Annotated in this window: 4 protein-coding genes; all 4 read right to left on the minus strand. The window is 39.8% G+C overall.

Annotation, left to right across the window (positions count from 1 at the left end; all coding sequences use genetic code 11):
- The 4 genes from GVV19_RS00960 to GVV19_RS00975 all read right to left on the minus strand — a co-directional run bounded on the left by GVV19_RS00960 (position 1) and on the right by GVV19_RS00975 (position 16,633).
- A complete protein-coding gene (locus GVV19_RS00960) occupies positions 1-13,878 on the minus strand; it encodes a cadherin-like beta sandwich domain-containing protein (protein ID WP_159644871.1) in 13,878 nt (4,625 codons plus the stop codon).
- Between the two features lie 270 nt (positions 13,879-14,148).
- Positions 14,149-15,060, minus strand: a complete 912-nt coding sequence (locus tag GVV19_RS00965) for a metal ABC transporter substrate-binding protein (protein WP_159644874.1) — start codon at positions 15,058-15,060, stop codon at positions 14,149-14,151.
- Positions 15,057-15,896 carry a metal ABC transporter permease gene (locus tag GVV19_RS00970; RefSeq protein ID WP_159644876.1) on the minus strand — a complete coding sequence of 280 codons (840 nt, stop codon included), beginning with the start codon at positions 15,894-15,896 and terminating at the stop codon, positions 15,057-15,059. The genes GVV19_RS00965 and GVV19_RS00970 overlap by 4 nt, the downstream gene beginning before the upstream one ends.
- On the minus strand, positions 15,893-16,633 hold the full coding sequence (locus GVV19_RS00975; protein ID WP_159634028.1) for a metal ABC transporter ATP-binding protein: 741 nt from the start codon (positions 16,631-16,633) through the stop codon (positions 15,893-15,895). The genes GVV19_RS00970 and GVV19_RS00975 overlap by 4 nt, the downstream gene beginning before the upstream one ends.
- Between the last annotated feature and the right edge of the window lie 27 nt (positions 16,634-16,660).

A 16,660-nucleotide genomic window follows, 5' to 3' on the forward strand; every position in this document is an offset into this window, starting at 1 on the left:
TTATCCTCCTATTCCATTTAATGTACTTATTTTCTTTAAAATATAGTTGGTGATATATCCTTGATCAAGAACGTTTACGACTTCATCATGATTGATGTTTGCTGCTATGCCTTGGTAATCATCAAATGTTACAATCTTCAGAATAGAGTTCATAATATCACCCTCATCTAAAACGTTAACAATACCATCGCCATTCGCATCACCCATCACTACAATGACAAGTTGATCGTACACGGTTTCTCCATATTCAAGTTTTAATACCATACCCGTACCCACCAATTGACTGTCATCAGTAAGTTCAATACCGTTTTTGTCATAGACTTTTAAGGCATCTTGCTCATTAATAAACATCTGTTTGTATGATTCAACCGTAGTTGATGGTTCCGAACCGACAACGAAATCTTTAAGTGTTTCTACAGGCGATTCCATTGCATCTATACGTTTAACATCTAGCGAATCACTGGATAAAGTTAAATTCATCACCGTTACGCCAATGCGTGTTTTAATACCAGGATTTTTTTCACTGCTTATTTCAATCATTGCACCACCTGGCTTAAGTGCAGTAACAACGCCGCTTTGATCAATACTCAAGACCTCCGGATCCGATACTTTCCACACCAATCCTTGATGTGTTGCATCTTCTGGGTTTACAGTTGCCTTGATTCCTTTGACTTCACCAACATTAAGAATTAAAGTTGCTGACTCAACATCAATAGATCGAATATCACGCTCTCGGACAACAACAATCGTATACGACTCTTGAGTAATCCCATTCTCTGCTGTCGCAACGACGGTGAAGCTAGTTTCTCCGTACGGTATGGTACGGACTTCATGACCTGTTACCGTTGTTTGCGCATTTGATGTTTCGACATCGAACCCCATCTCCATAATTGAATCAGGAACAGTAACATAGTATGTTCTTATGTCTGCAGCAAAATTTGGAGAAAGCACACCAGTTTGAGGTATGATGTTCGTAATTGATGCATCATGAGCGACAGGTCGCTTAATGACAAACTCATAATGACGTTCGTTTCCGTCTTGACTAGTGACCGTAATTCTATGTTTTGTTTCACCAGCACTAATTTCTACGATGCCATCTCCAACAACTGTTGCTCCTTCAGGTAAGACTGTTTTAAATTCAACAGTCGCACGACCTTCAGCAACTGTAACCACGTAAGGACCTATATTTTGTGGATCAAATGGTTGTCCAAGCGTCCCGCCCTCCACGATCAGTTCATGAAGTGTATTGTCACTATTAGGTAGGCGGTTAATACGAACAATATAAGTTCGCGAAACATTTTCCGATGATGTTACGACAATCTTATGGACATTCACGCCAACTTCTAAATCACGCACTGTTCCGGTTCCACTTATCATGGATTTCGCATCTTCAGGGGTTGCTATTAAATCCATTTCATGAACCTCAAAAGGTACTGTAATATCATAATTGTTGATGTATTTATCAAAACTTGGTGAGACATGACCTTTATTGGTCGTTAAGTTTTTCAAGAAATTACTACTAAAAATCTGACGATTAACCGTAAACACATAAACTGTATCCGGAATGTTCTCGCTGTTTTTGACAACAACCTTAACCGTATTATCACCAACTTTTAAGTTCGTATTTCCAAATATTTCGTAAGTACTTCGCGTTGGATCTTCAAGAATCACAGTATCCAGATTTAATTTGGTTACTTCGTTGGGAACCGTTAGTGCATAATTTTCGATTTCTTTGTCGAAGTTTGGATTTTCGATTAGAGCCTCTTTGAAGCGGATTAACGTTGCTTTTGAACTGATTTCCGCCTCACGAGTAATATCAACATCATAGATTCCCACGTCACCATTACTACTTGTCACAACGACATCAAACTCGTTGAGGCCAACGGCAACTTCCTTGATGCCTGCTCCCGAGATGATCGCTTCTGGATCTTCGGATTTTGCACTTATTTCAACACGTTCTTGTTCATGACTAATGTTTGCAACATATGCCGAACGTAAAGGACTGAATTGAGGTTCGAGTTTACCTGGTTGAATTGCCATAAACGACAAGCGAGCATTGTTACGTGGTGCCTTTACAATTTTCACTGTATAGGTCATTGAAGCACCCGACTTACCGGTTACTACAATATCGACATTCTTTCCAGCACTGTCCGAAACATCGACTATTCCAACACCTTCAATAGAGGCAATAGCATGTTCATCTTCTGGCTTCGCACCAATCATGACACTTTTCACGTTTGGATCAACCATAAGTGTATAGGGTCCGCCATTTGTTTTATCGAACGGTTCTTTGAAGGTTCCAACGTTAGCTGTAATTGCATCGAGATAAATACTCGATTGTGAAGATTTATATACTTTTACTGTATAGGTATCTGTACTCTTACCATTCGCAGCAGTTGTAGTAATAGTCACAGTATTGTTGTCATCACCAAGTGGTGCATCAATACCGTTTCCCGTGATGACCCATTTTGTCCCTAATGCACTTGGAGTAATTGATGGGGTCAATGTACTAACACCATTTGCTACATATAATGCATACTCTTTTCTCCCTTTTGAGAAGATAGGTGTTAAGAGCCCTTCTTCGAAACTGAGTTTACTTAGCGTCGCATCTCCTGATAATGCTTGATTAATAATAATTTCGTAGGTTCGTAAAAGACCATCTTTACTTTGAACAACTACCTTGTATGAGTTTCTTCCTGATGCAACTGGGAATGTTCCAAGTCCTGAAATGATTGTCGCATCATCACTTTCTTTTGTAGCGTCAATCGTAACTTCAGTAGTTGATGTGTCCACATTTACAACATAACGCGTCGTATCCGGTTTGAAACTTGGAGCAATACCTTTACTTGGCGTTACTGACAAGGACTTCAAACGATTGCTAAACATTGATGATTCTTGTTGAATAACGTTTAAGGTATAATCACGTGCATCGCCGTTTTCAGCGGTGACACGAATTGTTAAATGATTTTCACCATGTTTAACACCAGAGACAACTAAATTACCTTCATCATCTTGTACACTTGGATATCCAAGAACTTCATACGTTGCTTTCGCATCTTCTGGAGTCACAGTTAATGTCACAACATCGTGAATGTCAGAAATATAGGTCGTATAATCTGTACGATTTTTATCGAACTCTGGACTCAGTAATCCTTCACTGAGTGCGAGCGCAGACAAGTAGTTGTTGTAGGACGCTGAACGCATAACTTTAACTGTATAAATTCGTGACGACCCGTCGGGTGATGCAACTGTGAGCGGAATTGAATTTTCACCTAGCGCGAGATCAATCCATCCCCCTCCGGTCACCTTCGCGACTGGACGATTTAATGCCACACCCTTAACGGAAATCCGTTCGACATTTTCCGGAACCCAAACGGTGTATTCAGTCGTTTCCATATCAAATTGAGGCATGAGTTCACCATGACTTAGTTGAATCGTTTGCATTCGATTATCGTATGCACGATGAATCGTGACAGTCCGTTTCTCAATGTCACCATTTTGTGCTGTAACACTGATATCAAAGACATTTGCACCAAAATCAAGTGCATACTCACCGATTCCCTCAACATTTGCTAAAGGATCCATTGATGTCGCCTTTAGGTTTATATGGTCAACCCCCATGTCGACCGTGTAGGATAGATTTTTCTCTGTCAGATCAAATGTATGACTTATATCGCCATGCTCCGCACTTAATGAAGCAAGTGATGTATCGTTCGATAACTTTTTGTCCACACTGACATAGTAGGTTTTAGTCTTCGTTCGATCTTCACTCGTAACGACGATCGTTACCATATTCTTTCCATTCAGTAACGGATCATTACCGCGAATAACGACACGAGCATTCGGAGAAACTGGTGTAGCATTGATACCCAGTTTAGAATCATGTTCCCCAACACTGATAGAATAGTGTTGCTTTTGTGGATCAAATGAACCCTCATTGAAATTCAGATTTTCAGGCCCTGAAGGTGTTTCTCTAAACGGTATTAGACCAATTAGGGACGCATCATCTGACATTTCTTTAAAAATTGAAATCGTATAAATTGCGACATTTCCTTCTTGTGCTTCAGTTGCCATCAGTTTAACTGTATTCATACCCGGTTTGAGTTTTACTTCGACACCATTTGTTGCCTTATTACCAGTATCGTTGGGTGATGATCCTGCTACTAAGGTTGTTTCAACTTGGGGTACACCTTGAACCAATACTTTATCCGTAGCAGACGATACTTTAACGGTGTAGTTCATCATTGCGCGATTAAATTTAGGTGAAAAATCTTCGCCTTTACTGATAATGACCCCATCTTCACTCACGGTAATTGTCTGAAGATAATTGTTGTAACGCGGCTCACGTAAAACATGGATGACGTAATCTTTAGTCTCCCCATTTTCCGCAATCCCACGAACAATTACGTCATTATTTCCTTCAGTAAGATAATCATTGTTAAGTACCTCATAACGCGCTTTGGGATCCGTTGTTTCTGCTTCAATACCCAATTTGTCAAACTCTGATGCAACGGTTGTGCGATACGTTGTTACGTCTGATTCGAATGGGAGCTCGATACTTGGATTTGTTATCTTTAAGGATTTGAGACTTGCATCATCACTGCCTGCACGCATTATTTTAATGTTAAAGATACGAGACGTTCCGAAAGGTGAAACAACTTCAACTTGTATGTCATTACGTCCGATTTTAAGCGGAATGTTATTTATATCAAGAGGATTGTTGAATCGATCATATACGTTAATAGTTTGAGATTCATGGCCTTTCTTAACAACAAGTCCCACGCGATCTGTTTCGCGAGCAACCTGTCCTTCAAATTGAATGGCAGCATTGTTATAAGATGGATCTAAGGCACCATTTTGTGAGTCAGTTAGTGTTACATCTTCAAGATCAAGTGTGCGCGATAAGTTACGTTTAATAATAAGCGTATAATTACGTACATCACCATTCTCAGCCTCGACACCAATTGTCACCTTCGTTGCATCTCCGATCAACTCTCTATCTCCAATCGATGAAAGAATTTTCGCTTTAGGATCTTGTGTAAATGCACGAATAACAACAGACGTTGTTCCCGCTTCTACTCCAACCTCGTACTCAGAGACATCTGGGTTAAACGGAATTTTAAAGATACTTCCGTCAACTTCAATCGAAGATAACTTGTTATTACGGGAACGAACATAAGTCACATTAAAGGTGTATGTAGTGCTTGTTGTTCCATCCTCACTTGTAACTTTTATTTTAAATGGTTTCACAGTTCCAACTTCGAGGTTGATTGCTTCTTTTGGCTCATAGCTTACGACTGCTTTATCATCAGCTGTAACAAGTTTCTTGATATAAGTGTGGTCAAATGTTTTCACATCACCACTCATCTCCAAGTCATAAGTGAATACGTTTGGATTGAACGATCGATTCAAGGTTCCCGACTCAAACTGTAATTCTTTAATCGTAGAATCATTCCCGGAACTTCGGTCAATCAGGATACGATAAGTTTCAATCGTATAACCGTCTACTGCCCGTACCCTTAACTCATATATATTTTCATTTGTAGTACTCAACACTAAATCCCCACTCGTCTCAACACGAGCATTAGGGTCTACTGTTTCAAATTTAATATCACTTGCATAGAGTACTTTTTTACTGTTTGGAACCTTGAGATGGTATGTAAAAATCGATGCGTCAAAGTTCTCTTCGAATTCATAGCCAGTAACAGCGAGTTTTTTTAATCTCGTTTCGTCTGTTTGTGGTCTTGTAACATTAATTGTGTACGTCTTCGTTTCACCATTCTCTGCAGTTACTACAATTTCACGAACATTTTTTCCAGGTTCCAACAATTGACGTGTATGACCTGTAACCTTGGCATTACGATCTTCTGTATTCACATTAAAGGATAAGTAGTTCGTCGTACTTTCGGTCGTTAAGTTGTAGACGTCTTTGGTGTAATTAAAGTTCGGTATTAGCGAACCATTACTTGGCGTAATGTTTGTAAGTGCATTATTCGTTGAGGCCGGTCGATTCACGACAACCGTATATGTTTTCTGAATACCAGAATCACTAGTTACAACGATTGGTAGTCTATTTTCTCCTACATGAAGTTTTTGTTGACCATCACCTGTAACAGTTGCGGTTTTACTTGTCGCCGAAATATTGATACTTTCAGTTCCTACAGGAACCTCTTCATTCACGGTATAAACGTCAGTTTGGGGATCAAATGTCGGCGAATATGCCATATTTTCACCCTTGAGCTGAATCGACAAGTCCGTGAGTTGGTTATCATTTGAATGAGCACGATTCACAACAACGTGATATTTTCGCTCAATCTTGGTTCGTGAACTAACTGTAATTACAAAGCGATTTTCCCCATACATAAGTCCGAATTTTTCGAGACCAGACACGGTTGATGTTGATAACGTTGCTTCGCCATCAAATGTAATTGTTTCTTGATCATAAGGAACTTCAACACGATATTCCATGATGCCTTTGTAGAATTGTGGAGTTATCAACTCAGCATCAACCGATAGATACTCAAGGAAGTTATTGGCATAGATTTGACGATACACTTCCAATACATACGTTTCGACTTTATCTTTAGCACTTGAAGTTACTTCTATTTCAACAACATTACGTCCTTCAATAAAGTTTTCATTACCACGGACCACAACTTTCGCCTTTGGATCAATTTTCTCAAAATCCATTTGTAAGGATGTCATTTCATTATCCACAGTCAACATGTAATGGGTTCTCGCTGGATCAAATCCATTTTCAAATGGGTAATTTTGAACCTTAAGTTGTTTCAGTTTTGCACTGTTAATTGGATCACGTGTCACTGAATACTTAAACGTCACAACTTCTCCATTCTCTGCTGTGACATTCATGATGATTGTATTTTCACCAACCGTTAACGGGTATTCTTTAAGACCAGAAACCGTTGCTTTTTCATGATTTGCATGAGCGTCCAATTTAAACGTCTCTACTTCATAAGGGAAACGGTATGTATAACTACGGACGTCATTTGAGAAATCCTCCTGATGTTGATCATTCACAAATACATCTGTCAATGTATTGTCATCTGCGCCTTCTCGATGAATGACTACTGTGTATGTTTTTCGTAGACCAGACTCGCTGGCCACATTGATATCTACGTAGTTGTCACCAACATTGAGTGTTTGAACTTGTCCATACTGAGCTGTAGCATTTAGATCAGATGTGATTGCGTCAACATTAACTTGCGTTACGTCATGTCCAACATTCGCCTTATAAACTGTTTGATTGCCAGAGAAACTAGGATTCAAACGAACACCACTAATTGTTAAGCTACGAAGATTTGCATTTTTTGACGGTTCTTTATTGATTGTCAACGTGTAATCTTCCACTGTAATACGGTCTTCCGCTGTTACACGAACGATGACCACATTTTTAGTACCAAATACAAAACTGTGGTTACCAATAATTTCGACTGTCGCTTTATTGTGTGTCGGTGTTGCACTGATTCCTAACTGGGTATTTTCAGTCGTTCCGGTGTAAGTGAATATATTCGGTTTAAAATTGATGTTGTTGTTCTTTAATCCTGACACATTCAGTCGACTCAATGTGGCATCACTGGATGGTGCACGATAAACCAAAATCTGCGTATCTCGTATAATATTGTTTTTTGCTGTTGCACGGATATTGATTAAATTATTACCAACTTCTAATGGATGACTCCCAACACCCGAAAGTACGACATCTGCTGTTTTTGTTTTTGCATTAACGTTGAATGTCGCGATGTCATTGCCAACATGAACACGATAAAATTGGGTATCCGGACTAAATCCAGGTATCAATTTTCCAGATGATACCGTCAAATCTGATAAATGAATTGTTTCGCTTGGTGCATCTTGTACATATACATTTAACGTATAGTCTTTAAAAGTATCTTTTGCCTCCGAGTGAACTCGTACCGTTACTTTATTTGCCCCTGTTTTCAGTGCCTCATTTCCTAAAACACTGACCTGTGCCTCGGGGTGTTGTGTTGCTGTTTCTAGGTTAATTCGCGATGTCCCTTTTGGTACCATGACATCATACTCAATGACATCTGGTTTAAACCCGCGGTTTAAAGATCCCTCATGAACAATCAAAGTTTCTAAATCAGCATTTGTAGAAGCATCCCGAACAACATTTAGAACGTAAGCTACACTTGCGCCACTATCTGCAGTAGATTGAATCGTAATTGTATTCGATCCAACTTCTAATTGCGTCTCACCAGTTCCCTGAATCGTAGTCGAGGTAACCTTCGGACTTGCATTGACTGTAATCGTTTCTACCTCATTACCAACATTAATCTTATATGCTGTCGTTTGAGCATCGAATGACGGATCAAATGTTGCAGCAGGTGTTGTTGTAATTGAGGATAGTGATGGATCACTGTTTTTCGCCATATTGACATGAACTGTATATGTTTTAGGTTCATAGTTTTCAGCTGTTGCAACGATGCTGATGGTGTTATCACCTGGAACCAAATAAACTTTACCTACTCCACTTACACGTGTGAGTGGGTGTTGTGCTGTAGCGGCAAGGTTGAGAGCTTCTTCTGTATACGGTACATCCACAGAATAGGTTTCTACCTCTGGATCAAATGCTTCAATTTCAAACATACTGCTCGTGATACTACTTAGATTATTGTTTGTCGCGAATGGTTTTGTAACTGTAATTACATATTGGCTAATACTTCCATCTTCTGCTGTTACCCGGACATTCACGGTATTGTCTCCTGGATAAAAACGAGACGTATTTCCAGTTATAGAATATGAGGCAAATTCACTTTGAAGTTTTACCTCAATTTCCGGCTTCACAACGGTATCTGTAACACTAAGTGTTTGACGAAGTGCGTCCGATGAAAACTCGGTCATCTCAACACCAGAAATTTTAAGACTCGCTATTTTCGAATTACTTGATTGTTTTCGAACGACATTAAGAGTGTAAGTTTGTACAGTTCCATCTTGGGCTTTTGTTTGAATGTTGATAACATTTGAGCCTACACTTAAGGTATGCTTTCCTGCTCCAGAAACTGTCGTTTCTTCGGCTTCGGCTAATGCCTCAATTTCGACAAAATCGATAGCATTATCAACTGTTACCACATAATTTGAAATTACTTTTTGGAAAGACGGGGACAATGGCAGGATTGTATCGTTATGCTTCACAGTTAACTGTTTTAAGAAGGTATTTGCATTATCCTCACGGTAAATATTTAAAGTATAATCTTTCGTCTCCCCATTATTTGCTGTTACCCGATAAATAACTTTATTTAACCCTAAATCTAAATCATCTTTATCTTTTAAAATGGTAACTTTAGCTTCTGGATCCATCGTTTGATAGTGGACATCGATTTCCGAGAATTTTGTGTACTCATGAGGTACTGAGACGTAGTACTCAGTGATGTCTGGGTTAAACTCTAAATCCCGTTTCGGCGCGTTAAGTGCAAAGGCTTCAAAATCTGCATTACCTGTCATATCACGATCAATGGCGAACGTATATGCATGGTAGCTTGACCCATCCTCACTTAAAACATCAATGTATTGCGTGTTGTCAGGGCCTGGTTGTAATTCTAATACCCCTTCTCCTGTAACGACTTGGTATGCATGATCCTTTATGACCGAAAACTCAAGTGAACGAATACGAGATGGTACGATCATCGTATAATGACCACCGTCCGAATTTAAATCATTATGTGGATCAAATGTTGGTGATAACTTACAGTACTCGTCAGATACACCACAAAGTGAAGGTATTAACCCATTAATCACAACATCTTTGGGAAGTGAATTTTCAGACGCATCACGATTCACTTTAATAGTCGTAATCCGGATTGTTCCATCTTCAGCTGTTACTGGAATTTTGAAAGTCGACGTTCCCGCAGGAATGTCAAATGTTCCATTTCCGGATACTGATGCATATGGATCCATCGGAATTCCTTTAATCGTTAGTTCTGTGTCATCTTTACCTAATTGAAGCGTGTAGTCTGTCTCTTCTGTTACAAATGTAGGACTTAATGTTCCTTTGCTTACTTCTAGACGCGATAGATGATTATCTTCCGAAGCTTTTTTAAGTGCCGTTACGCGAACAAATCCATTGCCTTTATTACCTTGTGTAAATCCACTTTCTTTATTCGGCATATTTTGATTTCCACTTAGCAATACCGTATCTTTTAGCATGAATCGTGTTGCAGGTGCATAACCGGACGGTTTGTATGATTTATCAGTATAAACATAGCCCGATCCACCACCACCTCCACGATCATCATCACGTGAATAATCCGGATAGACACCACCACCGCCGTACCAGCCGCCACCGCCGGCACCACCACGACCATCTTTGTAGTAACTACCCGCTCCACCGACACCAAAACTTGCATAGTTTCCAGCACTAGATTGGGTTCCGCCTTGACCACCCGAACCATATGATTCTGTTCGAGATACGCCGTTGATACCACCTCCGGCACCTCCTGGTTTGTTACTTGCACCAACAGACCCACCGCCACCGGCAACTAAAATACGATTAAAGAGTGAATCTGATTCTACACGAATATCAGATGCACCACCACCATAGACATTAGACGTCCCTGATGATGCACCACCATTCCATCCCCGCGCTAGCGAATTTCCTGCACCACCAACGTAGATTATGACTTCTTCACCTTTTTTTAGAGGTACGATACCCGTTGCATATCCGCCCAGTCCACCTGAACTTCCGCCTCGGTTTCCACCTTCAGCTCCCCAAGCTTCTAGTTGATAGTTTCCTGTATAAGGGGCTGTAAAATATTGGGCTTTACCTGTATAAACAAAATCTGTAGCAATGCTTTGGGCGCCATCTCCAGCATCACCGCGGTTAACGTTCAAGGTGTAAACCTGTTGCCCAATATTTGGTTCGTCAACAGTAATTAGTACTGTATTTTTTCCTTTACGCAAATACCCATTACCGCTGATGCTCACCGTTGCCTCATGATCAAATGGAATTGCTGTGATATTCAGCGAAACGGTAGCATTCGGAATTTGCACATCGTAGTTGAAAACTTCCGGATTAAATTCAAACGTTAGTTCATCTAACTCAAGTGTTTTAAGTCGGTTTGAATCTTCAATTTTTGGTGTAATTCGATATACGTTTTGTTTGTTCCCGTCCTCAGATGTAACATTAATTTCTAGTGTTTTGCCGTTTTCAATAATGTGATCACCCAATCCCGTTATAGTTTGTTTGGGACGATTTGTGGTTGCCGTAATTGCAACAGCACGATCTGCATCATAGGGAAGTTCTAAGACATAGTCGTAGATATTTTCTTTGAAGCCTTCTAGTACTACATCGTTAACTGATATAGCATATGCATCCGCATTATTTGATGGGTTTCTTTGTACATTAAACGTATAGACATTCAAGGTTCCATCCTGACCTGTTACCGTAATTGGGTATGCTGTAGTTCCTGGTTGAATCGTAATCTCTTGATCATTATCCCAATTATGAACAGCATTTCGATCTGTTGTTGTTGCTGCGATTTTTACTTTGGTCGTATCAGCATCAATCGCAACATTGTAATTTTTAATTGAGGGTGTGAACGGCACATCAAAAGTACCCTCACTGAAGGTCACAGAACTGAGAGTCGCATCTGATGAGTATTTATTCAATAAAGAAATCCGTACAAATCCGTCTCCTTCATTTCCTTCGATTGTATGCCCTTCATGACCTGGCATTGATTGGGTTCCATCGAGTAGTTTATCATTATGCATCATGTATTTTTGAGAAGGTCGATAGTTAGTTGGCTTATATGACTTTTCACTGTATACATAACCAGATCCACCAGCACCAGATCCTGTCGAATTGCGATAGTTAGCAGCGGCACCGCCACCATACCAACCGCCACCACCAGCTCCGGCGCCATAATCTATTGAGCTACCGCTTCCAATTCCACCGCCAGCACCCGTTCCAAAGTTTCCAGACATTCCACCGCCACCAGATGCACTTTGACTTGCACCCGTTCCGAATTGTCCAGTAGAGCCAGTTCCATTAATTCCAACTAAGCCACCTCCGGCGCCACCAGTGTATCCCCTAACACTTGATCCACCACCACCAGCAACTAGAATACGGTTGAAAAGACCGGTTCCGCCGACACGAATGTCAGAAGCCCCGCCTCCGTACGATCCACCACTAACGTTGGTCCATGCACTTCCACCACCATTGTATCCGCGACTTGTAGCATTGCCAGCACCACCAACGGTGACATACATCTCAGTTCCCGCTTCAAGGAAAACATCTCCAACAGCGTAACCACCTTTACCACCAGTACCATTTTTCTGGTCGGTGCCACCTTCACCACCCCACGCTTCAAATTTATACACACCGGTATAAGGAACTTTGAAACGTTGAATATTACCAGTATAACTAAACTCCATATCACGATTTCGTGTTGCTTTTATAATATAGACTGTGCTTTCAAGACCTGGTTTTGAAACAGTAATGCGAATTGTATTTTCACCCGGCAACAGTTCTTCTTCTGCAGCCCCTTCGATTTTGACAGATGCTTCTGAATCAAAAGTTTGAAACTTAAAATTAATCCCACCATACAAGTACGACTTAAACTCATATTCATACACATTAGGCTTAAATGCTTCCGTAAATGCATGAGTGTACTCATCACTATAAAGGCTATATAGTTTAGTACTTCCAGAACGTTGGAAGTTCAGCGTATATTCTTGGGTATGCGTTCCATCAGCTGAAATGACGGTAACCTTATGTTGTAAGTTGTGATATTTAAGTTCGACGTTTCCGTCGCCCACAATTTTTTGATTGTTGTGACGTTTATCAACTGTAATTTCATCTTTCGCTATGTATTCGCTGGCAATTGGAATTGTATACTCTGTTACCTCCGGATCAAAGCCATCAATGACTTTTCCATTAATACGAATCCCTTCAAGATTCGCTGATGATTGGGTATTTTCTCCAAAGTAAGTGATTCGTGCATATCCCGAATTTGAATGTCCTATTTCACGAACACCATCGGGTCCAAAGAAACTCACATTTCCTGATAAGAGTTCAGTATTCGTGAATTCATATTTAGCATCGGGGGCATAGTTTGTTGGACGGTATGACTTATTGATTTTGATACCATCTTTAATCGTATCACCAGTTAAGACATAACCTGACCCACCAGCTCCAGATCCTGTCGAATTGCGATAGTTGGAAGCACTTCCGCCACCAAACCAGCCACCACCACCGGCACCGGCTCCATAATCTACAGTGCTGCCAGTAGATTGGCCTCCACTTGCACCAGCTCCAAAGCTTCCGGATAATCCACCGCCACCAGATGCGCTTTGACTTGCACCTGTTCCGAATTGTCCAGTAGCACCCGTTCCACTAGCACCAATGACGCCACCTCCGTAGCCACCAGTATAGTTGCGGACACTTGATCCTCCGCCACCAGCAACTAGAATACGGTTAAAATAGCCCGTTCCACCGACTCGAATATCGGTAGCACCGCCACCGTAAGATCCACCACTAACGTTGGTCCAGGCTTTTCCACCACCATTGTAACCTTGGGCGATACTGTCACCAAAACCACCAACCGTCACAAAAAGTTCTTCACCGGCTTCGAGATAGACTTCACCAGATGTATAGCCACCTTTTCCACCCGATCCTTGATGGCTGTCGGTACCTCCTTCGGCACCCCAAGCTTCAATTTTATACTTCCCTGCTTTTGGAACCTTAAAGGTTTCCATAGTACCAGTGAAATCGAAATTATATATATTTTGATTTCCTACAGCAAAAACCTGCCATACCGTAAAGATACTTAAAGTAGTCAGTACGAGTGCCGCAGTTAAAAGAATGATTCTATTCCGCGGTTTATTCTTATATTGTGTCATATTCATCTTCCCTCAAAGTTAAAATACGTTTATAATGTGTTTAAATTTTATATATTGTATGAAATTGTGATATTCCAATGAACATTATATGACTATACTTAATATATATCTATGTTATTATGCAAATAGTTAAGTTTATTTATATAAATGTGGTAGAATATTTGCTTTTTGAGGGTATACTTGAATAAATTAGCTTAAATCATCTGTAATATCACGTTGCAAGGATGTAACTAAAAAAAAGGTGTTGATTAGATCAACACCTTTTCATAATTATTGACTGAGTCCTTCAACAACATGATCCACATTCCATTTAATCATGTCAATGTAGTTGTCTCCCTGTTCACCTTTTTTTGCAAGTGAATCGGTAAAGACATTTGAATAAATTTCTACACCTGTTTCACGCGATACCGTTTCCATTGTTTTTGGGCTTACACTTGTTTCAACAAATAGTGCCGGTACTTTTTCATCGTTAATAATTTGGATAATACGTGATAATTGTTCAGGTGTTCCTTGATTATCAGTATTTATTTCCCAAATATATGCAGCGTGTAAGTCATATGCTTTTGAGAAGTACTTGAACGCACCTTCACTGGTTACCAATGTGCGATTATCTACAGGTAATGTAGCAATTTGATCTTTTGCATACGTATCCAATGCCTCTAGTTCCTTTACATAAGCTGCATGATTAACTTCATATGTCTCTTTATTTGCTGGATCAGCATTAATGAGTTGCTCTGCAATCACGTTTGTGTATTTAATCGCGTTTTGGACATCAAACCATGCATGAGGATCTTCTTCAGTTTCTTTTCCTTTTTCTGAAAGGTACATTGGTTGTACATCACGAGTCACTGCAAAGGCTTTATCTTCTTTGTTTGTAACTTTTAATAGGTCATTAAACCAACCTTTTCCAGTTTCAAGATTTAAACCATTATAGAACACTAAGTCTGCTTTAGATACTTTATCTGTATCTTTTGGAAGGGGATCGTACATATGCGGATCTGTTCCGATTGGTACCATACTGTAGACATCTGCCTTATCACCAGCGATATTCTCTACCATATCTGCGATAATTGAATATGTTGCTACAACTTGTAATTTATCACTTTTTTCAATGCCAGATGCTTGTTGGCATCCAGTTAGCACCACCAGTGCTAGAACTAAACTCACTAATATTTTTTTCATGCTTTTACGCCTCTCTTTATGAAGTTATTTTTAGGGGATGTTAAAAACGCTAGGGCAAACAAAGTCGCTCCCACAAGGACGATTGTTGCTGATGTAGGAAGGTTATAGTTGAAACTAATGTATGTTCCAACAATTCCGATAATTGCTCCAATAACTGATGCTGAAACAATCATATGCGACAGTTTATTTGTCCACAAGTATGCTGTTGCTGCTGGAATAACCAACATCGCAATAACAAGTACTACACCAACTTGTGATAGGGAGGACACTGTTACGATTGATAATAGGAACATTAATAGGTAGTGGTAGAATGTTGTATTTAATCCATATGCTTTTGAAACAATTGGATCAAATGAGCTAATCAACAATTCTTTATAGAACATGACCACAATCACAATGACGCCGACCATGACCCAAAAAGATTGCATCAGTTCTGAACTAGGTACTGCAAGAATGTTCCCAAAGAGAACATGGTTCAAGTCAATACCACTTTGTGCACGTGTAATCAAGATGATTCCTAGTGCAAAGAATGTACTTAAGATTATCCCAATCGATGTATCACTTTTTAATGTACTTCGTGCCGAGATAAATTGGATTAAGATTGCTGCAATTAATCCAAATATGGATGCTCCAACGAGCATGTTGATACCAAGCATGTATGAGATGGCAACACCGGGTAAAACTGCATGGGAAAGGGCATCTCCCATTAATGCCATTTTTCGTAAAACAATAAAACTACCAATTATTCCGGATACAACACCTAAAATAATCGCTGAAAGTCCAGCATTTAAGATATAGATTGGAATATTGGTTAATTGCGATAGATATTCAATCATAATGTATCACCTAAACCTTTTATTTCGATACGTCCCAGTGATGAGCCGTATGCTTTCTGAATATTTTCTGTATTAAAGACATCTTTGACATCACCAAATGCTACGAGTTCTTTATTGAGAATCATCAGTTTGTCAAAATATGCTTCGACTTCGTGCAAATCATGGTGAACAACAACCACTGTTTTTCCTTCTGCCCGAAGTTCTTTGAGAAGATCCACAATAATCGTTTCACTGACTAAGTCAATTCCGACGAAAGGTTCATCAAGGAAGAATACATCTGCTTGTTGCGCGAGTGCTCGTGCAATGAACACACGTTGTAATTGTCCTCCGGACAAATTACTAATTTGACGTTTTGCTAAATTGGTTATATCGACCATTTCCATGGCTGTCTTTACGATTTCTCGTTCTTTCTTACCAGGGCGTCTGAATAGTTTAATATTTGGGTATGTTCCCGTTAAGACCGTATCTTCGACAGTAATTGGGAAACTAAGGTCCACATCACTTTTTTGTGGAACGTATGCAATTTTGGATTGTTTGTTTTTGATTGGTTCTCCATCAACCGTAACCTCTCCAGAACTTGCTTTCACGATATTTAGAAGTGCTTTGATAAATGTTGATTTACCGGCACCGTTTGGTCCAATAATTCCTACAGAATATCCAAATGGTATCTCTACTGAAACATTGGAGAGTGCGGGGTTTCCGAAATAATCAACATTCAAATCTTTAATTTTTATCATAATCTCTCTCCTTTGTAGTTATACAAT

The sequence above is a fragment of the Erysipelothrix anatis genome (genome assembly GCF_009828745.1).
In the GTDB taxonomy this organism is placed as follows: Bacteria; Bacillota_I; Bacilli_A; order Erysipelotrichales; family Erysipelotrichaceae; genus Erysipelothrix; species Erysipelothrix anatis.